This is a genomic window from Negativibacillus massiliensis (assembly GCF_900148495.1).
GTDB lineage: Bacteria > Bacillota > Clostridia > Oscillospirales > Ruminococcaceae > Negativibacillus > Negativibacillus massiliensis.
Genome location: NZ_FTRU01000005.1, coordinates 61,132 through 82,313 on the forward strand (window position 1 = coordinate 61,132; position 21,182 = coordinate 82,313).

Sequence of the window (21,182 nt, forward strand, 5' to 3'; positions counted from 1 at the left end):
GACTCCTTGTGGGAAAGGAAGTGCGGGGTTTGTATCAGGGAGCTTTGATTTTGGAAGGCGGTGGATTCCGCGGAGTTTATACAGCTGGAGTATTGGATTATCTGATGGATCAGAACATCCAGTTTTCGGATGTCTATGGAATTTCTGCCGGTGCCTGCAACGCACTCAATTATCTGTCGCAGAATCGGGGAAGATACATCAAGGTGGCGAAGGAATACTGCAATGACCCACGTTATATGGGAATCAAGCAGCTGGTGAAAACCGGATCTATCTTTAATTGGCAGTTTTCCTTCTATGAAATCGGCGAAAAATATGTGCTGTTTGACTATGATACCTTTTATGCTTCACCGATGCACCTCTGGGTTGGAGCAACCGACTGTGAGAGCGGAGACTGTCACTGGTTCTCCAATCAGAATGGGGACGATATGCTTCGCAGCAGTATTGCATCCAGTTCAATGCCTCTTTTGTCGGTGATTCAGCAAATCGGCGGCAGAAAGTATCTGGACGGAGGGGTTGCCGATTCCATTCCAGTGCAGAAAGCGCTGGAGGATGGGCATGCAAAACAGCTGATTGTATTGACACAAAATGATGGTTATGTCAAAAAGCCAAATAAGATGATGCCGATGATCCGCAAAAAGTATAAGGCTTATCCAAAGCTGTGTCAGGCGATGGAGCATCGGCACGAAAAGTATAACCAGAGTGTTTGCCTTGCAAAAGAACTGGAGCAAAAGGGACAGGCAGTGATCCTGTGTCCAAGCAAACCGATGGTACTCAAACGCATTGAGCATGATGTGGATAAATTGCAGGCGGCATACGAAAACGGATATGAGGACGCAAGGGCAGCGTCCGAAAAAATCCGTCGCCTGTTCGAGCAGTAAACATCTCAACGGCATGACAAAGCCAAAAGGGCAAGAGGAGAGAAAATATGGCGCAAAAAATTCTGTTTGGATATATTCTGGTGATGAGCATTGTGGCATTTTGTGTGTGCGGCGCGGATAAATTTGCGGCTCAACGCCAAAAAAGACGTGTGCCCGAAAAGGTGCTGTTTTTGTTGTCGGCGCTGGGTGGAAGTGTCGGAATGTATCTTGGGATGTTTACCTTCCGCCACAAGACCAAACACTGGTATTTTGTAGTCGGTATTCCGGCGATTATTCTGGTCCAGGCGGCATTGATTCTCTACTTTATCCGATAATAAAAAGGATGGTCTTTTGACCATCTTTTTTTATTTGATCTCAAAATACAGCCGCGCCAAGTCGGTCAATCGGTTTAAAGAACGCCGGAGGGTGCGGGATATCGTGGATTTATTTAGCCCCAGTTCCTGCGCAATCTCGGTGATATTTTTTCCCTCGAAGTAATATAACAGCATGACCTGAGTCTGCCGATGTGTCAGTTGAGTCTTGATGGCGCGATAAAGGAATCTTCGGTATTCTTCACGTTCTCTGCGGTTGGTTTGGCCCTGAAAGCAGGTCATCAGATCCGGATAGTGCTCAATGTGGCAGCTGGCAATTTCTCTTGACATTCTGCCCCCTCCTCTCATAAGCTGTGTGTATCATGTGAATTTAATTTTAGGATATCACATGTATTCTGCAGTGTCAATATTATAAACACACAAAATATAAGAAAATTTCATTGAAAATTACACAAATTGTGTTATAATAAAGATGGCAAAAAATCATGGGATGGAGGGATGAAATGTACGGTAAGCGGCTGCGGGAACTGAGAATTTCGCTTGGATATACACAGAAACAGCTTGCTGACAGATTGGGAATCTCGGCAGAATCGGTCAGTATGTACGAGTTAGGAAAAAGAAGGCCACAAAAAGAAATTCAAAAGAGAATCAATCATTTGTTTTGTGTGACAGATCAATACTTTTCTCAGGAGACAGAGAAGGATCGGGTAGAAGAATTGATGATGGAAATAAAAAGGAGAATATAAAAAAAGCAGAGCGGAAACATTCCGCTCTGCCCCAAATGTTTTTAAGCTTTGGCTGTATTTTCTTCGGATGAAGCTTTGAGTGTATAGGCAGTAACCCATTTGCCCTGAAGATAACGATAAAGATAAAGGAAGAAACGCACGATATTGTCCAGACACATTGCTGCACAAACCCAGCGCAGATCCTTGTGGAAAACGCGAACCACCAGAACGGAACCGAGAATACGAACGCCCCACATGGAAAACAGGGTGATGAGGAATGGGCTCTTGGTATCGCCGGCTCCTTTTAATGCACCGGAATAAACCATGGCGAGCATCTGTGGCACCTGAATGAAGGCAAGAATCTTTAAGAGCTGACCACCCAGAACAATAACCTGTTCATCTGGTGTGAAAAGGGCAATAATATTTTCCGAAAGGATAAACAGCAAGAAGCTCATGAACAACATGACGATGGAACCAATCCAACCGGAAAGGCGGACGTACTTCCTTGCAAGGTCTTCACGGTTTGCACCCAGCGACTGTCCAACCAGTGTGGTGGCAGCAGTACCAAAAGCAAATCCCGGCATAAAGCTCAAAGACTCTGCCTGTGCTGCAAGTGAGTTTGCTGCAAGCGATACGGTACCAAGGGTGGCGATGATCGAAGAGGTCATAACGAAAGCACCGGAAATGGTGAAGCGCTCAAACATAACCGGAAGGCTGACGCGGAACACTTCCTGTAAAGTATCGCGGCTTGGACGGAAGCTGTCATGTACTGAGATGCGCATTGGACCAGAACGCGGCAGGAAGCACATCAGCAGCAGTGTCAGGGAACCAAGTGTCTGGGAACAGGTTGTGGAAAGAGCAGCACCGGCAACTCCCAGGTTTGCGCCCCAGACGCTGAAGGTATGTCCGAACAGGGTGACATCGTGCACATCATAGATAAGCAGGTAGTTGCCCACAACGTTTAAAGCATTGATGGCGACGTTAATCAGCATTGGCGTTCGACTGTCGCCAAAACCGCGGTAGATTGCAGTCAGTACCATCAGCAATCCACGGAAGAGCATGGAAAAGGCGATGATTCGAATATAAATCTGTGCATCGTCCAGAATTTCCGGAGCAGCACCCATCCAGATCGGAATTTGTCGGGAAAGCGCAAAGCATAAAGCAGAAAGTGGAATTCCCAGAGCAATAACAACCACGATGGATTGACGAATCAGCAGTTTGCTGTAATCGTACTGCCCTGCACCGACTGCCCGGGCAATCATGGTGGTAAAACCAACGCCCAGAGCCAGAATAACCGAGTTGATCAGGTTGATGGGGTTTTGGCTGATGGCGACCGATGCAGTAGCGTTCGCGCCAAGGAAACCAACCATGGCAGTATCGATCGACTGTACCAGGGATACCAGAACCTGTTCCAAAAAGATTGGCCACGCCAGCGTAATAATGACAGAAAACGGATTGCTGGTGGGGTCTGTAACAGAAACCATACGTTGTCTCATAAAACCCTCCTGAAAACACATAAAAATACAATAAAAAAATGGTTGTTTCATGCAGACCCGACAACTAAAGCACGAAACAACGATTTACTGTGTTAAATATATCATATTTTATTTTTGATTACAAGGCGGCTTGCTTCCATAAAAAAATGAGGTTTTTTGTGTATAACATATAAAGGAAAGGTTAAAACCAAAATACTTCTTGTAAAACAGGGCGGTTTATGGTATTAATGAGAAGATAGATAATAAAAAATAATCTGTAGATAGAAAAGAAAAGGACGATGGGCTACAAATAAAATTCCCGTATCAGATAAAAGCTTTTTTAAAACAGAATTTTATGAATAAAAATTCCCTGTCACTACCCTGACAGGATATAGTCTCAACAAGAAAAGGAAGTGAGGCAGATGAGTAAAACAGCAATTGTGTTGGCAGGAGGAGGTTCCCGTGGAGCGTATCAGCTTGGTGTATGGAAAGCACTGCGGGAGATGGGCGTTGATTATCAGCTTGTGACCGGAACATCGGTTGGAGCGCTCAACGGAACGCTGATGGTGCAGCAGGATTATGAAAAGGCATGTCAAGTATGGGAGAATATTACCTCGGAAGATATTGTCGGGGATATGCTGGCAGAAAAAGGGGACCTCAATGACCATCAGTTAAATCGAATCTTTGCAAGAGAAGCGTTGGAAAAAGGCGGAGCAGATATCTCATATCTGGAAAAGTTTGTCTATTCACTGCTGGACGAAGAAAAATTCTGGAACTCAGAAATTGATTTTGCGCTGGTGACGGTGGAGTATCCATCCCTGAAGCCGTTGGAGCTGAAAAAGAAAGATATTCCAAAAGGAATGCTGGGAGAATATCTGCTGGCATCCGCAGCCTGCTTCCCTGCCTTTCAGACAAAGGAAATCAATGGACAGCGATATATCGATGGAGGATACCACGACAATATGCCGGTGAATCTGGCAATCGAGATGGGTGCGGATGAGATCATTGCGGTGGATTTGGAGTCGGTGGGTGTCAGCCGGAAAATAAAAAAGGGAAATCAGCGGGTGACGTTAATCCGCAGCCTGTGGCCGCTGGGTTCCTTTTTAAAATTTGACGGGTCACTTGCAAAGAAAAATATCCGTCTGGGATATCTGGATACCCTCAAAGCGTTTGGAAGCTTAGACGGACAGCTATATGCTTTTGAAAAGGACAGTGCGTTCTTCTATACTTCCGCTTTGCGCAGCGAAGCAGAAAAGCTGTTTGAGAGGGCAAGAAAAAGGGAGCCTAAAATCTTTTCCGGTATCCACACCGTTTTGATGAGGCGCATGCTGAGGGAATTCCGCAGACGCTCTTTGCACACAAGAGCACAGCATTCCTTCACCCTGTCCCGACAGTTGATGATGGCGGCGGAATATCTGGGCGAAGCATGCCGGATGAACCCGGAAGAAGTCTATGAGTTTGGACATTTTCTGGAACTTTTGCAGGAACGTGTAGCAGAATATCGAAAAAGACCGTTCCCGCAGGATTTTTCTGATCTGAGAAAGGTTGGAGAAGAACTCAAAAAGATCGACAAAATTTTCCTGGTGCTGTTGATTCGGGAGCGAATCGAGCGCTATTTGCAGGGCGGAGGAACATTGGGAGAGCTGGTGTTTGCTTCTGCTTTCTGGAGAGAATTTGTGGCAGCAATCTTTTTATATCTAATAGAACACCTTCCAAAAGAAGAATTTATTCTGGAAGAATAACCTGAGTTATCATACGGAGGAATTACAGATGAAACGACCGATCATTGCGATCACCCCAAAAACAGGAAAAGATCAAAGGGAAGAAAGCCCATATTGCTATGTTTTTCCTAAATTCATTCAGATGATCAGTGAATGCGGCGGCATTCCAATCACCTTGTGCAATCAGGAAGGCTCCTTTCAGGTTTCGGATATGCACAGCATTCTGGAAAGGGTGGATGGTGTCCTGTTCACTGGTGGACCGGACCTGCATCCTGGCTTGTATGGAGAGGATGTGATGGACTGCTGTGGAGAGATTGCAGAAGAAAGGGATGCGCTGGAAATTCCGCTGATGCAGGAAGCAATCCGGATGAACAAACCGGTGCTTGCAGTGTGCAGGGGATTCCAGATCATGAATGTGGCGCTGGGCGGAAGTTTGTACCAGGATATCGGCAAACAGCACAAGTCCTCGGTTCAGATCAATCACAGCCAGGAGGAAAAGGATGCAGTGCATCCAGCGCACAAAGTGAATGTTATTCGGGATACACCGCTGCATCAGTTCAGCAAGGGTTTGCTGCAAATCGGAGTAAACAGCCTGCATCATCAGGCAATCAATAAACTGGCGGAACCGCTGCGCAGCATGGCGGCAGCAGATGACGGCATCATCGAGGCAGTATATCATCCGGAAAAAGACTTTGTAATCGGTGTGCAGTGGCATCCGGAAATCCTGGGAATTTCCGACAGCGTTTCGGAAGAACTTTTCCTGGCATTTGTAGACGCGTGTGCAAAACAGGGGTAAGATGTCCTGACTGCAATGAGCAAAAAGCAGACGCAGAAAGCCAAAAACAAATTCCGAAAAATGTCAGATTTTGCAGCATTTTCATGGAACTGACGGCAGGAATTTTGCTCAAATTTATTCACAGTGCTGTTTTGTATCGATAGTGGTTGAAATTGTGAATGCCTTATAGTATCATAATTAGAAATATAAGCCTTGTGTACACATTGTTTTTTCAGAAAATTATGGATCGAGGAGAGTTGAGATTATGGCGTTTTATTTTAATGAACCATCCCATACCTTTGGTGAGTACCTGTTAGTTCCAGGCTATTCTTCTTCGGAGTGCATTCCAGCAAATGTAAGCCTGAAGACCCCACTGGTTAAGTACAAAAAGGGTCAGGAAGAATGTCCTCTGACCATGAACATCCCGCTGGTATCTGCAATCATGCAGTCGGTATCGGATGACAAAATGGCAATCGCTCTTGCAAAAGAGGGCGGAATTTCCTTTATTTATGGTTCCCAGAGCGTCCAGGACGAAGCGGCAATGGTAGCAAGAGTAAAGAGCTACAAAGCAGGCTTTGTTACAAGTGATTCCAACATCAGCCCGGACAAAACACTGAAAGATATCCTCGAACTCAAAGAAAAGACCGGTCACTCCACCGTTGCAGTTACTGACGATGGAACCGCAACCGGCAAACTGGTTGGTATCGTTACCAGCCGTGACTATCGTGTCAGCAGAATGAGCCTGGACACCCCTGTTTCCGAGTTCATGACCCCATATGAAAACCTCATTATGGCAAGTGCAGACACCTCTCTGAAAGAAGCAAACGACATTATCTGGGATCACAAACTCAATGCACTGCCATTGGTTGACGAAAACCAGAGACTCAAATACTTCGTATTCCGCAAGGACTATTCTTCTCACAAGGAAAACGCAAATGAGCTGCTGGATGCTCAGAAACGTTATGTTGTTGGTGCTGGTATCAACACCCGCGACTATGAAGAACGTGTACCTGCTCTGGTAGAAGCTGGCGCAGACGTTCTGTGTATCGACTCTTCGGAAGGTTTCTCCGAATGGCAGAAACGCACCATCGACTTCATCCGTGCAAAATACGGCGATACCGTTAAGGTTGGTGCAGGCAACGTTGTTGACCGTGAAGGCTTCCTCTTCCTGGCAAAAGCAGGTGCTGACTTCGTTAAAGTTGGTATCGGCGGCGGTTCTATCTGCATTACCCGTGAACAGAAAGGTATCGGACGCGGACAGGCTACAGCAGTAATCGAAGTAGCAAAAGCTCGTGACGAATACTTCAAAGAAACCGGTATCTATGTTCCGATCTGCTCCGACGGCGGTATCGTTCAGGACTACCACATGACTCTGGCTCTGGCTATGGGTTCTGACTTCATCATGCTCGGCCGTTACTTTGCTCGTTTTGATGAAAGCCCAACAAACAAGGTTAACATCAACGGCAACTACATGAAAGAGTACTGGGGCGAAGGTTCTGCTCGTGCAAGAAACTGGCAGAGATACGACCTCGGCGGTGACAAGAAACTGTCCTTCGAGGAAGGCGTTGACTCCTACGTTCCATACGCAGGTTCGCTCAAAGATAACGTATACCTCTCTTTGAGCAAGGTTCGCTCCACTATGTGTAACTGTGGTGCGCTGACCATTCCAGAACTGCAGGAAAAAGCAAAGATCACTCTGGTATCTTCCGTTTCCATCGTAGAGGGCGGTTCTCACGACGTAGTCCTCAAAGACAGAGGCAACCAGATTGTCTAGTTCTTTCTGAGAAAGTAGCAGGCTGAGCCTGCACCTTGTGCAAAGCGGCAGTGTCAGCACACTCTCTCGTTTGAGAAAGAACAGAAGTTTGCGTGGCGTAATAGAATCAAACACCCCACCGGATTTTCCGGTGGGGTGTTTTTGCTATATGACAAAGGTGGCGAAGGTCTTGCCATTATGGTATAATGAAATATGATAGGAAGGTGAAGACTTGTGTACAACTATCATATCGGGGAATATATCAAAAGAAAACGGGAAGAAAAAGAAATCAAACAGGATGAGCTTTGTTACGGTATCTGTGACCGTTCAACCTTATCGCGGATTGAGCGCGGCAAACAGGAACCGTCCTATTATATTTTGAAGGCACTTTTGCAGCGCCTTGGTATTTCAGAAGATCGCTGCCAGATTTTGATGGGAGCGCAGGAGTTCGAAATTGCAGAGTTGCAAAGGGAGATTGTTGCGGACAATGTGCGGAAAGATTTTTCCAGTGCGCTTAAAAAAATCCGCAGACTGGAAGAACTTTCCCAGTCTGCGGAAAATCCACTTTTGCAGCAGTTTATCCTGCGAGTGCGCACGGTTGCAGGATATGAAAAGGATGGAGAGCGTCATGCATATACCCGCCCAGTCCAACGGAAAATACTGATTCATGCGCTGGAACTGACCTGCCCGGGAATCACCATGGAAAACCTGGACAGCTTCCTGCTCGGGGAGGACGAGGCAAAGATCATCAACCAGATTGCGATTACCTACTCAGAAGAGGGAAATCGCAGACAGGCGATTGAAATTTACCGCCAACTCATCCGGTATGTGCAGAGCCATTTTGCCGGCTGTGAAATCGGTCAGGTGATGCTGCCGCTGACTGCATATAACTATTCCAGACTGCTGGGACAGGAACGCAGATATGAGGAAGCCATCGAGATTGCCGAGCTTGGCAGGCAGTGCTGTGTCAAGTACAATAAGTGTCAGGTGTTGGGTGGATTATTACTTAATATTGCCTGTTGTCTGCACGAGTTGGGAGAAGATGAAAAAAGCAGGGAACTGTTGATTGATTCTTATCATATCAGTAAAGCAATGGAACAGACAAGAAGCTGTGAAGTGATGCGAAAATATGCAAAAGAAAATTTAAAGATTGAACTTAATTAATTTCCGTCACCTTTAGGCTCATCAATAAAATCAAATGGGACGGGCTTGCCTTCCTCATCGTCATTTTTCGGTGGCTGGGAGGGTTTTTCGTCTTGCCCTTCTCCGGTTTGTTCGGTTGGTGGCTGGTTATCTGGGTCAGCAGGTTCGGTGGCAAAAGCAAACTGGCTCAGTCCGGTGCAGAGCGTCAGGGCAGCCAGCAGGGAAACAAATAGTTTTTTCATAAGAACAGTCCTTTCGAATAAAAATGTAAAGGTAGAAACACAAATACTTCATTTCCATAGATTGTGTAACTGCCTTTGTTGCGACATTTACATCATAAGTATAGGTTTTATGACTTGTCAAGAAGCATTTGGTGCACATTTTTTTGTGCGTCAAATGCTTCTTGAATTTTGTAGAAAGCTAAGATATTATGTGAATAAGGAGCTCCAAAAATATATTTTAAGAAAAGGAGACCAAATTATGAAAAAAATTATTTCGATTGCATTATCATTGTTTATGTTATTTTCTTTTTCAGTTGTTTCATTTGCTGATTATCAGACAAAGACAGAAAAAAACAATGTTATGCAGATAGGAGATTATTATTTTACACTCGAAGAAGTTAAAGAAGGACCAACAACTTTTGATGCAGAAGCTAGAGCAACAAGAACGTTCAGTGTTAGTGGTGCTATTTCTGAGAAAGACGGAACTCTAATAGCAAGAGTGAGCTTTACTGGAGTAGTATATAAGGGATTTGGAAATTGGGTATTTAGATCTATAGATCATTCCTATACAATTGAAGATAATCGCTGTACCGGAATTTTGTTTGAATATGGAGAAATGGGATCCGATCATAGTGTTATGACATTGTACATTACTTTTGTTTCAGGCGCATCAGAAAGAGCTGTGATAGATTTTACAGTAGATAGTAATGGAGATGTAGAAGCTGAGTGGCGTTAAAAATAGGAGTATATGAAAAAGAAAATAATTAGTATACTGTGTATGGTAGTTGTTTGTATTGTAGCTTTTTCTATTTTTAATAATGAGGAAAAAGAGACAAATGATTATGTTCCTCCAGTCGTAGGAGAATCTCATTCGGAGTCAGGTTTAAATTTCTATATTTATCCTAGCGAAGATTATGTAGATCAACTACATAATGAAGGATACACAGATGAAGAAATTGAAAAAATTTGGGACAGTGCGAAACCAAATAATAAGAGTGAAAAAGAACTATTTAATTCTAAAGAGTAGATTCACCACAAAAAAGGACAGCGAAAGCTGTCCTTTTTGCTAATTGACTTTTGTCAAATAATAGGATATGATGAGGCTAAACAGTTCTACTGAAAATAATTTATAATAAGGAGGTTATCTTATGAAAAAACAACTGATTTGCGCTTTTTTCTGTACATCTATGGTGTTGGCTTCTTCGCTTCCTGTTTTTGCTGAAAAACTGGATGCTCCGCTGGCAAGCTTTGACGATCTTCAGACCTATTCCGGTGTTGAATTTAACAAGACAGAAAAAAATGGTGAGCTGGTTTATGAAACTCTGGATACCTCCAAAGAAGGTTCCCAGGAAATCTTAAAAGCATCCATAGAAGAAAACAACCGCCGCATCGATAAACTTTGGGCGGAAAACGCTATGACCAAGTTTGCAGAAAAAGAAAAGCTGGAAATGGAATTCACCAAGGCAGATTATGGTCTGGTCCAGTTTAACTGCACACTGTCAGATATCACTGTTGATGAGCTTGCGAAAGAACTGCGTTATCAGGTCGTTAAGAAAGTTGATAAAGATCACCAGCATGACTGGATGTACTTTGATGTTACCGATGCAGAAGGCGGCAATAAATTATTCCGTTATTGCCAGACCTGCGAAAGATGGCAGGTATTTGAAGCAGAATAAATCTCTCGTTATAGATTCACCACAAAAAAGGACAGCGAAAGCTGTCCTTTTTTACTAATTGACTTCTGTCGGATAATGGGATATGATGAGACCAAACAGTTCTACTAAAATCTTTTTTGACAAGGAGGTTATCCTATGAAAAAACAATTGATGTGCACTTTGCTTTGCGTGTCCATGCTGCTGGCGTCTTCGCTCCCTGCCTTTGCGGCAAAAACAACAACAGAACCACTGGAAGAACCGGAAGTAAAACCGTTGGTACAAGCAGAAACATTTGAAACCCCGTATGCTCCACTTTGTTTTGTGGACAAGAAAGGAAACCCGGTTCAGGGACTTGTTTTTTCAGAGCCAACCCTTACCCGTTTTACCGATGTAAATGGTTTGAATGAGATCGATGCCGCGGCGGCAACTGGCCTTTATGATGGTGGCTATACGGGCAAAGAAAAGGTAGATTTCTCCAAACCAATTGCTTTTTCTGTCACCAATCCGGTAAACGATGAAACAAAAAAATATAATGTCCGCTTGGATGATGACAAGACAACCAAGCTGGTCTGGGACAAGGAAACACCAGCACAGAGCATAGCAAAGAAGAAAGAAAAGGTTTCTTTCCGTGTGGTTGATCAGAACGGAAAACCGGTCAGCGATGCCCAGTTTGTGCTCCCGTCCCAGCAGTTCCTTTTGCCAACCGACGTTAACGGCAGAACCTATTACTATGGTGAGCCGTTTGAGATGTACAATGTTGAGCTGCACTACACCGATTCTAAGGGAAATGACCAGTACCTGACCAAGCTTGTCACGGTTCGAGACAGCCATCTCAAAAATGGAAAGTTGAGCATTACCTTTAAGGTGACGGTCTAAGCACCTGATAAAACGTTAGAACAAAATATAAATGAAGAACTCCAATACAAATAATGCGAACTGTTTATTCCGAAGGGAGTGTCTGGATATGAAGAAAAGGATATTAATGGTACTTTTTTTGATGACGGTTATGTCGATCAATGCTACGGCAGTATCAACAGCGTCTCCGGATGTTTTTTCGGGCGACGTTTCTCCAAAATGCACGATATGTAAAAGCTGCGGGGAAGAAGCAGTACAGAAGCAAGCTGTTCGTTACGGCGAGTGGAGTTATGCAGGGGATGTTTCCTGCGTTCATGAAGGTGGCGGAGATTGGTATCAGGATGAAAAACAAGTCAGATTGGTTTTCTATCCGGCTGTATGCAAAAAATGCGGAATCAGCGATACAGAATGCAAAGTAGAGGAACGCTTCATCCACATTGGTGACAGAAAAAAGATACAGTATATTTTATAGATTTGTCTACAGTAAAAAAGGACAGCTCTTGCTGTCCTTTTTTACTAATTGGTTTTTATAGTGAAAAAAGAGTATGATAAAATTAACAGCTTTACATAAGCTGATTTGCAATAAGGAGGTTTTTATGAAGAAACAACTGCTTTCTCTGATTGTTCTGGTGGTCGTGCTTTGTTTGACAGCCTGCACTGCAAATCAAAATCAGGTTAGTAAACCAACCTCCCCGGAAAATCTGGGGTACAGCATTTCTCGGGAAAAGATTTCTCAAACTGTTCTGGAAGATTCTGAATTTTTCAATCAGGAAACCTTCTATCATCCTGACCTTTATGGAGATTTTATTGTGGTTGGGGCATATTGGCATGATTATTTGGGTGACGAGCTGTATCCGGTTGCTTTTTTGCAGGCAGTACCAGCTAATACAAGCAAAATTGAACTGCCCTCTGGAGACATTCCAGTTTCTGATTGGGAACAGTATCAAATTTTTAAGGATCAGGATGTTATCATCTATGACCTGTATCCGATGCTCTATCCAGAGGGAACAGTGCCGGAAAGGGTTGCCCAAGAAGTGGAGCACAGCTATTATCAGACACAGGAAGAATATCAAGCAGGTAAGATTCCGGAAGATCGATATTTTCATGAACCGCTCAACAGTCGACTGACCCAGACCAGATATCTAAACTATCTGTGGGATTATTATCAGAACAATCTTCCGGACTTGATTACAAAGATGCCAAATAAAGAATAGATTTACTACAAAAAGGATAGGGCGGGAAAACAATGGACAAGAAAAAACTCAGCGGAATCATTGCAGAGATTACAACGGTGCTTTTTCTGTTGCTGAATGGGCTGGATATTCAGTTTAAGCATAACGCAAGGCAGTGGGTCAGAGAGGTGGTTGCTCATCCGGCTTATAAACCTGCCTGTTGGGTACTGTTTAGCATTGCTCTGGCAGCATGGATTGTGTATTGGGTTTTGGTTTATCGGGAAAAGAGAATAAGATAAAGAAAAAGGACATCCAAACGGATGTCCTTTTTTGCATTACAGAATGATCGATTTTCCGGTCATTGCTTCTGGCTGTGGGAGACCGAGGATTTTCAGCATGGTAGGAGCGATGTCAGCAAGTCTGCCTTCGCGCAGTTTGCAGTCGCCCTGACCGATTACCAAAAATGGAACCGGATTGGTGGTATGCGCGGTGAATGGAGAGCCATCCTCCTCATACATACGGTCTGCGTTGCCGTGGTCAGCGGTCAGCAGAACGGTACCTTCCATCGAAAGAACCTTCTCGACTACCTTGCCAACACAAGTATCGACTGCTTCTACTGCCTTAACGGCTGCATCGAATACGCCAGTGTGGCCGACCATGTCGCAGTTTGCAAAGTTTAAGATCACAACGTCATATTTGCCGCTGTCCAGACGGGAGAGCAGTTCATCGGTTACTTCGTATGCGCTCATCTCTGGTTTCAGGTCGTAGGTTGCAACCTTCGGGGAATTGATGAGGGCACGGTCTTCTCCTTCGGAAACGGTTTCGACACCGCCGTTAAAGAAGAAGGTAACATGAGCATATTTTTCGGTTTCAGCAATACGAAGCTGGGTCAGTCCCTGCTTGGAAATGTATTCGCCGAAAGTATCGTTCAGGCTCTGTGGTTTGAAGGCAACCTGTACGTTTGGCATGGTAGCATCGTACTGAGTCATGCAGACATAGCACAGAGGGAAGAAGTCACGGGCAAAGCCGGAAAAATCAGGATCGACCAGAGTGCGGGTGATCTCTCTTGCGCGGTCCGGACGGAAGTTATAGAAGATAACCGAGTCGTTTGCAGAAATTCTGCCTTCCTCTGGATTGCCGATAACGCATGGAACAACAAATTCATCGGTGACATCGTTTGCATAGGAATCAGCCATTGCCTGTAAAGCATCTTCGCAGACAACACCTTTGCTGCGAACCAGAACGTCGTATGCTTTTTCCACACGTTCCCAACGGTTATCGCGGTCCATTGCGTAGTAACGTCCCATTACCGAAGCAATTTTGCCAACGCCGAGTTCGGAACATTTGTTCTGCAGCTGTTCCACAAATTCTTTACCGGAAGTTGGAGGAACGTCACGGCCATCCATGAAGCAGTGAACATATACTTTGGAAAGTCCATGTTTTTTAGCCAGTTCCAGCAGGCCGTACAGATGTTCGATGTGGCTGTGTACGCCGCCGTCAGACAGCAGTCCCATCAGATGCAGGGAAGAGTTATTCTTCTTGCAATTTTCGACTGCAGAAAGCAGAGCTTCGTTTTCGAAGAAGTCGCCATCCTGAATAGATTTTGTAATGCGGGTCAGCTCCTGATAAACGATGCGGCCAGCGCCGATGTTGGTGTGTCCAACCTCGGAGTTGCCCATCTGACCATCCGGCAGACCAACATCCAGACCAGATGCACCCAGCTGGGTGTGAGGATACTGAGCGAAATATTTATCAAGGTTTGGTTTTTTTGCAGCATGGATGGCATTTCCATAGTCTGCATGATTAATGCCGAAACCATCGAGAATCATTAAAACAAGTGGTTTTTTCATGGGAATACACCTTCTTTTTGATACTGGAGATTATAAGAATATGGTGGATAAAGGTTTCGTTTCGTAGTGTCAAAAATCATCCACCGGATAATTTTTGAGGGATAGTTTGTGTTTACAATCGGTTTTTAGAACCCTTTTCTCTTGTAAAAGGGTTCCAAACCTCCTAAAATGCGCCTGACGATAAGAGTTGAACTTGTTCAACTCGAGCTTCCGCCTTCCGCAGAAGGCGGCCAAAGGCGTTGCCTCTGGACACCACCACCTTTTGAAAAAGGTGGACGAAAACTTTTGTTTTGCTCCGTCGCAACTTTTTTGCTTCAACTACCCGTCCTTGCGCCGTGGGCGAAGGGAAATGTTTTGGGTTCTTCTCAAAACAGGTTTTATGTCCATTGCCCCTGAGAATATCGCTGCGCTCCATTCTCCGGAAGTTTGATTTGAAAACCGGGTGCAGGCTCAGCCTGCTTTTGAAAAAAATTGAGTAAAACTTTTGTTTTTGGCTTACTATCGATAGATCAGCGCGAAGCGAACACTTTTCTTTTAGCAAAGAAAAGGTAACTTAGCGGGCAGCTTCGATAATAGCAGCGAAGTCAGAAGCAACCAGAGCAGCACCACCGATCAGACCGCCGTCAACATCTTCTTTGGAAAGCAGTTCTTTTGCATTGCCTGGTTTCATGGAACCGCCGTACTGGATGGTCAGAGCGTCAGCAGCAGCTTTGCTGTAAAGTTTTGCAACAACCGAACGGATGAAAGCACAAACTTCTTCTGCCTGATCTGCAGTTGCAGTTTTGCCAGTGCCGATTGCCCAAACTGGTTCGTAAGCGATTACGATGCGGGAGAGTTCTTCTTCGCTGACACCGCCCAGAGCAACTTTTGTCTGGAGAGCAACTACTTCTTCGGTGATGCCCTGTTCGCGCTGTTCCAGAACTTCGCCGACGCACAGGATTACTTTCAAGCCTGCATCCAGTGCTGCACGAACTCTTGCCTGAACGGTCTGGTCGGTTTCACCGAAGTACTGTCTGCGCTCGGAATGACCGATGATAACATATTCAACGCCCATTTCAGCGAGCATTTCAGCGGAGATCTCACCGGTAAATGCGCCGGATTTTGCCCAGTGGCAGTTTTCTGCACCAACATGCATGTTGGTACCTTCGCACAGGGAAAGTGCGGTTTCAAGGTTTGTATATGGAACACACAGAACAACTTCACAAGCAGCATCTTTTACCAGAGGATTCAGCTCGGTGATCAGTTTTTTTGCAGCATTGCGGTCGTTGTTCATTTTCCAGTTTCCAGCAACAATTGCTTTGCGGAGTGTTTTATTCATAATAATAACTTCCTTTCAAAATAAAGAATTAATGTACATTATATTTTGGCTGTAATGGTTCACAGCGGCCGGCAACACCGACCGGAACATTTCTGCGCATCAAGAACCATACAATTGCTTCCAGATTGAAGAAGGCAAGAATGGTGTACAGAACACCGCGGGATGGTTCATAGTCCATAACGGTGTAGTAAACGCAGACCAGATACAAAACCTTGCAGGCCAGATTGATGACAGCAACTATCAGAACCAGGAAAAGCAATACCAAAAGCAACGACAGAGAAAAATACATCATCGATGAGATGAGCGGAATGCTCAACAGGATGAATCCGATAACAGGCAGCTGGATGACGCTGGCAACAGTCAGCCAGATAGCAAAAGAAGTCTTTTTCTGGCGGGAAGTGCAGTTATATCGGTCTGCAAGAGAACCGAGAAGATATTCCCGGGCAACAGGAATCCATGCAAGCCATGGGTTTTTCATGCCGGTGTTGTTTGCCATCGAGTACAGCCCGATCGAACCGATGATATAAAAAGCAAGCTCAATCAACGAAGCAAAGGAAAAAAACATCGGGATGAAAGAAGCAAAAAAGGTGATGGATGGATCGTAGCTCATAGGAAATTCCTTTCATCAAAAACTAAAACAGGCAAAAAACAGATGCAAGAGGGTTCCTGCATCTGTTTTGGAAAGGGGCAATTATTTCTCGTTGAGAGCAGCAATGCCAGGCAGTTCCAGACCTTCCAGGAATTCCAGCGAAGCGCCGCCGCCGGTGGAAATGTGGGTCATCTTGTCAGCAAAGCCGAGCTTTGTTACAGCAGCAACGCTGTCGCCGCCGCCGATGATCGAGATAGCGCCCGAAGCAGCAATTGCTTTTGCAACTTCCAGAGTACCTTCTGCAAATGCAGGGAATTCAAATACGCCCATAGGACCGTTCCAGATAACAGTTCCAGCATCTTTTACTGCGTTGCAGAACAGCTCGATGGATTTTGGACCGATGTCCATGCCCATCCAGCCTTCTGGAATCTTGTCGGAATCAGCGTACTGGGTCTGGCAGTCTTCTGCAAATTTATCGCCGAGTTTGTTGTCAACAGGAAGCAGGAATTTAACACCTTTTTCTTCTGCTTTCTTGAGCATATCTTTTGCAAGATCGATCTTGTCTTCTTCGCACAGAGAAGAACCAACACCATAACCCTGAGCTTTGAAGAAGGTGTATGCCATACCGCCGCCAACGATCAGAGTATCAACTTTTTCCAGGAGGTTATTGATAACACCGATCTTATCGGAAACTTTTGCACCGCCGAGGATTGCAACCAGAGGACGTTTTGGATTGTTGAGTGCCTGACCCATAACAGAGATTTCTTTCTGAATCAGATAACCGCAAACAGCTGGCAGGAAGGAAGCAACACCAGTGGTGGAGCAGTGTGCACGGTGAGCGGTACCAAATGCGTCGTTTACATAAACATCAGCCAGGGAAGCCAGTTCCTTGGAGAAGTTTTCTTCGTTCTTGGTTTCTTCTTTTCTGAAACGAACGTTTTCCAGCAGGATAACCTGACCATCTGTCATGGAGGAAACCAAAGCTTTTGCGTTTTCACCGACAACGTTTTCATCTTTTGCAAGTTTTACATCCTGACCCAGCAGTTCGGACAGTCTTGCAGCAACTGGAGCCAGAGAGAATTCTTCTTTATATTCGCCCTTCGGTCTGCCCAGATGGGAGCAGAGGATTACTTTTGCATTGTGGGAAACCAGGTACTGAATGGTAGGCAATGCAGCAACAATTCGTTTGTCGTTTGTGATTACGCCGTCTTTGAGCGGAACGTTAAAATCGCAGCGGACAAGGACGCGTTTGCCGGATACCTCGATATCTTCGATTGTTTTTTTATTCAGAGAGTTCATCGTAAATGACCTGCCTTTCCTTACTTTATGGTAATTTGACTGATAAAACAATGAGAAAAATAGAAAAACAAAATTGCAAAATAAGCAGTATGCAAACTCTACAATTTAAGTAAATTGTACTGGATTTATTCCCTTTTTGCAAGGGCAGAACCGGACATTTTGCATGATTTTAAATAAGGTTTTCCCTTTTGTGGTGAGGGAAGGGAAATGAAAGAATTAATTTGTGTAATTTTTCACAAAGTTTTGCAGGAAAGGATTTTTCCATTCGCATAAAAATGCAGATTTTGCAGGAAATCCTTCCAAATCTTTCTTTTTTCGCACAAGATGGTGTTTATCCCAGTACCTTTTTGGCAATATCGACCGACTGCTTTGCATCTTTGGCATAAAAATCCGCACCGATTTTCATGGCATAATCTTCGGTCAGCACCGCACCGCCGACCATTACCTTGCAGTCGAGATTTTCTGCACGGAGGGCAGCGATGGTTTCTTCCATGCTTTTTAAGGTGGTGGTCATCAGGGCGCTGAGACCTACCAGCTTGATGGAGTGTTCCTTAACAGCAGAAACAACCTTTTGGGCAGGAACATCTCGTCCAAGGTCAAGGACAGGGAATCCGTAGTTTTCCAAAATGACCTTGACGATGTTTTTGCCGATGTCGTGGACATCCCCATGAACTGTTGCAAGTACAATTCCTTTTTGTGCAAGGGAAAGGGATGGTGTGTCGGCTTTCGGGTGGTTTGCCAAAAAGTTTTTGATTTCCTCAAAGCCTGCCTGTGCTGCCTGTGCCGACTGGATCATCTGCGGGAGGAAGATCTTTCCCTGTTCAAATTCCTGTCCCACCACATCCAGTGCCGGGATGAGCTTGCTGTTGATGATCTCTTCCGGTTCCTGGCTGGTAAGCAGTGCAGCAACTTCCCGGCGTACCGATTCGGCAAGTCCTTTTTTGATACCATCGGTCAGTGGATCGTGTCCGGTTTCGGCAGAAGCCGATTCAGGAGCAGAAATCGGGGCAGCAACCGGTTTTGCGCTGATGCGGGCAATCTCTTCCGGGCGGCTGAAGTTTTCGATATAGCGCGCGGAGTGCTCATCCAGATTGTACAGCACCTCGAAGGCGCGGATGGCATCAAGCATCGATGGAATGTTCGGGTTGATGATCGGCAGATCCAGACCGGCTTGCAGCGCCATGAGCAAGAAGCTGTGGTTTAACAGTTCGCGGTTTGGCAGGCCAAACGAGATATTGGATACCCCAAGAACTGTCTTAACACCCAGTTTTTCCTTTACCATCTTCATGGCTTTGAGGGTCTCAACCACTTCTTTTTGCTGGGCAGAGGCGGTCAGGGTCAGACAGTCCACAAAGATATCTTCTTTTGGAATGCCGTACTGCTCAGCGCGGCGGACGATTTTTTCGGCAACAGCAAAGCGCTGTTCGGCAAGCAGCGGGATACCACTTTCATCCAGTGTCAATGTAACAACGGCAGCACCGTATTTTTTAACCAGCGGGAGGATTGCCTGCATGGATTTTTCCTCACCGTTTACCGAGTTGACGATCGGCTTACCATTATAGATACGAAGCGCTGCCTCGACCGCCTGCGGGTTGGAGGAATCCAGCTGCAATGGGGTGTCCAGCACGCTTTGCAGTTTTTTGACCACCAGAGGGAGCATCTGCACCTCGTCGATACCCGGCATTCCCATATTGACATCCAGAATAGAAGCGCCAGCTTCGACCTGAGAGATTCCCTGACTGAGGATATAATCAAAGTCCTGTTCGAGGATTGCCTGTTTTAAGCGCTTCTTTCCGGTTGGATTGATGCGTTCTCCGATGATACGTACGCGGTCCACCGGGACAAAATCAGTCGGGGTGCAGACACAGGAACGGCGTGCTGGAACGGCAGATTTGACCGGATGTTTGCCGGACAGCATCTTTGCCATCTCGCAGATAAATTCCGGATCGGTGCCGCAGCATCCGCCAAATACGCGAATGCCAAGAGAAAGATATTCCTCCATACAGCGGGCAAACTCCTCAGCAGAGATGGAGTAAAGGTTTGTCTGCGGGTCAGGAAGACCTGCATTTGCCTTGATAAAAACAGGGAGGGAGGTACAGGAAACCAGTTCTTTTGCAAGAGGGAGCAGTTCCACCGGTCCCAGCGAACAGTTAAAGCCGATAAAGTCAGCACCCAGTCCCTCAATAACGGCAGCCATGGAAGGTACGCTGCATCCAGTGAAGGTGCGTCCGTTTGCCTCAAAGGTCATCGAAACCATCAGCGGCAGAGATCTGCCCAGTTTTTCACAGGTTTCCTTTGCAGCAAGGATGCCGGCTTTTACCTCATAAAGGTCAGTCATCGTTTCCAGCACGATAAGATCTGCTCCGGCAGTAACGCCTGCGGTGATTTCCTCGGCAAAGATGTCATAGGCTTCCTCAAAGGAGAGGGTACCGGTCGGTTCGAGCAGCTCCCCAATAGGTCCGATGTCCAGCGCAACCAGTGCCTGTGTTGCTGATGCGTTGGCAGCAGCCTTTGCATTTTTAACAGCCGCAGTGATTACCTCTTGGACAGAGTGACCGCAGCCGGAAAGCTTTTTCCGATTTGCACCAAAGGTATTTGCATAGATGATGTTTGAACCAGCTTCGATATATTCCCTGTGGATACCGGTGACGATTTCCGGATGACTTAAATTAAAAAGTTCTGGCTGAAGCCCGAAAGGCAATCCCTTTTTCTGGAGCTGGGTGCCCATCGCTCCATCCAGAAGCCAGAAACGGCTGGAATCTTCCAGCAGGTCATTGATAATCTTTTCCACAAAATACACCCTTTCTTCTTAATTGACAATTTTCCCGAAGATTGCAGATGCTGCATGAATCTGAGTGAGAAGCAGCGGCTCCCTCTGGCAGGATACCGATGACAGCAGTCACTGATTTGATAGGAACCAGCATGCCGGAAGGACTCAGGTGCAGCCCGATTTTTCGTCCGGCATCCAGACAGGATAAAAAGTGCGGCTGAGCAGACAGCGGAAGATCCCCGTATCCGCAGCTAAAACGGGTGGTAAGGCTGCGCTCAAGGCGCTGGGCAATATCCAGCTGAACCTCGTCGCAGACCTGTTCGATGGCGGCGGAAGCGGCAGCATCCAGCCACAGGGTTTTTGCCATGTCGGTGACCTGTGTCCGGCGGATTAGTGCATCCACCTCACTGCCAAGGGTTGCGCACAAAAGAACGCAGTCGCTGCATCCTGAAAGGTGGCGGCGGATGTCCTCACCAGTTAAAAAGGAGTCGAGCAGCGGCTGGACGGGGTATCTTACCAGATGGTATTTTGGCTGACAGCAGGAAAGAACTTCCTGTGCAGCGTTTTGTGCCAAAGACAAGAATTCCTGCGGAATCGGGCTTGGCAGAGCAGTTCCCAGCGCATAACGGACAATCTCAGGAATTGGGATTTGTTTCAGCGAAAAAAGCATGG

At 45.7% G+C, this 21,182-nt stretch carries 23 protein-coding genes; 14 read left to right on the top strand and 9 right to left on the bottom strand.

Annotation, left to right across the window (positions count from 1 at the left end):
- The first annotated feature begins 29 nt into the window (after positions 1-29).
- Both BQ5375_RS00510 and BQ5375_RS00515 read left to right on the top strand, forming a co-directional pair.
- Positions 30-878: a patatin-like phospholipase family protein gene (locus BQ5375_RS00510; RefSeq protein ID WP_076917234.1), complete on the top strand. Its 849-nt coding sequence runs from the start codon at positions 30-32 to the stop codon at positions 876-878.
- Between the two features lie 47 nt (positions 879-925).
- Complete coding sequence (locus tag BQ5375_RS00515) at positions 926-1,192, top strand: DUF1294 domain-containing protein (protein WP_076917235.1); 267 nt, start codon at positions 926-928, stop codon at positions 1,190-1,192.
- A 30-nt stretch (positions 1,193-1,222) separates the two neighbouring features.
- Here BQ5375_RS00515 and BQ5375_RS00520 read toward each other — a convergent pair whose 3' ends face one another.
- Complete coding sequence (locus tag BQ5375_RS00520; RefSeq protein WP_083687439.1) at positions 1,223-1,537, bottom strand: sigma-70 family RNA polymerase sigma factor; 315 nt, start codon at positions 1,535-1,537, stop codon at positions 1,223-1,225.
- 155 nt (positions 1,538-1,692) lie between these two features.
- Between BQ5375_RS00520 and BQ5375_RS00525 the strand changes: the two genes are divergently transcribed.
- On the top strand, positions 1,693-1,935 hold the full coding sequence (locus BQ5375_RS00525) for a helix-turn-helix domain-containing protein (RefSeq protein WP_076917237.1): 243 nt from the start codon (positions 1,693-1,695) through the stop codon (positions 1,933-1,935).
- Between the two features lie 41 nt (positions 1,936-1,976).
- Here the strand turns inward: BQ5375_RS00525 and BQ5375_RS00530 are convergent, their stop codons facing one another.
- Entirely contained in the window at positions 1,977-3,410 is a 1,434-nt protein-coding gene (locus BQ5375_RS00530) for an MATE family efflux transporter (protein ID WP_076917239.1), read from the bottom strand.
- 401 nt (positions 3,411-3,811) lie between these two features.
- Between BQ5375_RS00530 and BQ5375_RS00535 the strand changes: the two genes are divergently transcribed.
- The 4 genes from BQ5375_RS00535 (at position 3,812) to BQ5375_RS00550 (ending at position 8,802) form a co-directional block, all read left to right on the top strand.
- Positions 3,812-5,131 (top strand): patatin-like phospholipase family protein, encoded by a 1,320-nt coding sequence (locus tag BQ5375_RS00535; RefSeq protein ID WP_076917240.1) that lies wholly within the window; start codon positions 3,812-3,814, stop codon positions 5,129-5,131.
- 28 nt (positions 5,132-5,159) lie between these two features.
- Positions 5,160-5,906 carry a gamma-glutamyl-gamma-aminobutyrate hydrolase family protein gene (locus tag BQ5375_RS00540; protein WP_076917242.1) on the top strand — a complete coding sequence of 249 codons (747 nt, stop codon included), beginning with the start codon at positions 5,160-5,162 and terminating at the stop codon, positions 5,904-5,906.
- A 244-nt stretch (positions 5,907-6,150) separates the two neighbouring features.
- Positions 6,151-7,659, top strand: a complete 1,509-nt coding sequence (locus BQ5375_RS00545; RefSeq protein ID WP_022131385.1) for an IMP dehydrogenase — start codon at positions 6,151-6,153, stop codon at positions 7,657-7,659.
- A 213-nt stretch (positions 7,660-7,872) separates the two neighbouring features.
- Positions 7,873-8,802 (top strand): helix-turn-helix domain-containing protein, encoded by a 930-nt coding sequence (locus tag BQ5375_RS00550; RefSeq protein ID WP_076917245.1) that lies wholly within the window; start codon positions 7,873-7,875, stop codon positions 8,800-8,802.
- On the opposite strand, the gene BQ5375_RS00555 is transcribed toward BQ5375_RS00550, so the two are convergent.
- The gene (locus tag BQ5375_RS00555) at positions 8,799-9,023 is read right to left on the bottom strand and encodes a hypothetical protein (RefSeq protein ID WP_022131382.1); all 225 of its coding nucleotides are present in this window, start codon (positions 9,021-9,023) and stop codon (positions 8,799-8,801) included. The genes BQ5375_RS00550 and BQ5375_RS00555 overlap by 4 nt on opposite strands.
- A 238-nt stretch (positions 9,024-9,261) precedes the next feature.
- Between BQ5375_RS00555 and BQ5375_RS00560 the strand changes: the two genes are divergently transcribed.
- From BQ5375_RS00560 to BQ5375_RS00590, 7 genes are all read left to right on the top strand, one after another.
- Positions 9,262-9,738, top strand: coding sequence for a hypothetical protein (locus BQ5375_RS00560; RefSeq protein WP_022131381.1), 477 nt, complete (start codon positions 9,262-9,264; stop codon positions 9,736-9,738).
- A gap of 12 nt (positions 9,739-9,750) precedes the next feature.
- Entirely contained in the window at positions 9,751-10,029 is a 279-nt protein-coding gene (locus BQ5375_RS00565) for a hypothetical protein (protein WP_076917247.1), read from the top strand.
- A gap of 121 nt (positions 10,030-10,150) precedes the next feature.
- Positions 10,151-10,678: a hypothetical protein gene (locus BQ5375_RS00570; protein WP_076917249.1), complete on the top strand. Its 528-nt coding sequence runs from the start codon at positions 10,151-10,153 to the stop codon at positions 10,676-10,678.
- 135 nt (positions 10,679-10,813) lie between these two features.
- On the top strand, positions 10,814-11,533 hold the full coding sequence (locus BQ5375_RS00575; RefSeq protein WP_076917250.1) for a hypothetical protein: 720 nt from the start codon (positions 10,814-10,816) through the stop codon (positions 11,531-11,533).
- An 88-nt stretch (positions 11,534-11,621) separates the two neighbouring features.
- Positions 11,622-11,984, top strand: coding sequence for a hypothetical protein (locus BQ5375_RS00580; RefSeq protein ID WP_143529388.1), 363 nt, complete (start codon positions 11,622-11,624; stop codon positions 11,982-11,984).
- Positions 11,985-12,108: 124 nt separating this feature from the next.
- Entirely contained in the window at positions 12,109-12,726 is a 618-nt protein-coding gene (locus tag BQ5375_RS00585) for a hypothetical protein (protein ID WP_022131376.1), read from the top strand.
- A gap of 32 nt (positions 12,727-12,758) precedes the next feature.
- The gene (locus tag BQ5375_RS00590; protein WP_022131375.1) at positions 12,759-12,983 is read left to right on the top strand and encodes a hypothetical protein; all 225 of its coding nucleotides are present in this window, start codon (positions 12,759-12,761) and stop codon (positions 12,981-12,983) included.
- Between the two features lie 36 nt (positions 12,984-13,019).
- Here the strand turns inward: BQ5375_RS00590 and gpmI are convergent, their stop codons facing one another.
- The 6 genes from gpmI to BQ5375_RS00625 all read right to left on the bottom strand — a co-directional run bounded on the left by gpmI (position 13,020) and on the right by BQ5375_RS00625 (position 21,180).
- A complete protein-coding gene (gpmI, locus tag BQ5375_RS00595) occupies positions 13,020-14,534 on the bottom strand; it encodes a 2,3-bisphosphoglycerate-independent phosphoglycerate mutase (protein WP_022131374.1) in 1,515 nt (504 codons plus the stop codon).
- A gap of 553 nt (positions 14,535-15,087) precedes the next feature.
- Positions 15,088-15,852 carry a triose-phosphate isomerase gene (gene tpiA, locus BQ5375_RS00605; RefSeq protein ID WP_022133401.1) on the bottom strand — a complete coding sequence of 255 codons (765 nt, stop codon included), beginning with the start codon at positions 15,850-15,852 and terminating at the stop codon, positions 15,088-15,090.
- Positions 15,853-15,880: 28 nt separating this feature from the next.
- Positions 15,881-16,462: a hypothetical protein gene (locus BQ5375_RS00610; protein WP_022133402.1), complete on the bottom strand. Its 582-nt coding sequence runs from the start codon at positions 16,460-16,462 to the stop codon at positions 15,881-15,883.
- 81 nt (positions 16,463-16,543) lie between these two features.
- Positions 16,544-17,740 carry a phosphoglycerate kinase gene (locus BQ5375_RS00615; RefSeq protein ID WP_022133403.1) on the bottom strand — a complete coding sequence of 399 codons (1,197 nt, stop codon included), beginning with the start codon at positions 17,738-17,740 and terminating at the stop codon, positions 16,544-16,546.
- 331 nt (positions 17,741-18,071) lie between these two features.
- The gene (locus BQ5375_RS00620; protein ID WP_022133404.1) at positions 18,072-20,531 is read right to left on the bottom strand and encodes a homocysteine S-methyltransferase family protein; all 2,460 of its coding nucleotides are present in this window, start codon (positions 20,529-20,531) and stop codon (positions 18,072-18,074) included.
- Positions 20,512-21,180 carry a hypothetical protein gene (locus BQ5375_RS00625; protein WP_076917256.1) on the bottom strand — a complete coding sequence of 223 codons (669 nt, stop codon included), beginning with the start codon at positions 21,178-21,180 and terminating at the stop codon, positions 20,512-20,514. The genes BQ5375_RS00620 and BQ5375_RS00625 overlap by 20 nt, the downstream gene beginning before the upstream one ends.
- Between the last annotated feature and the right edge of the window lie 2 nt (positions 21,181-21,182).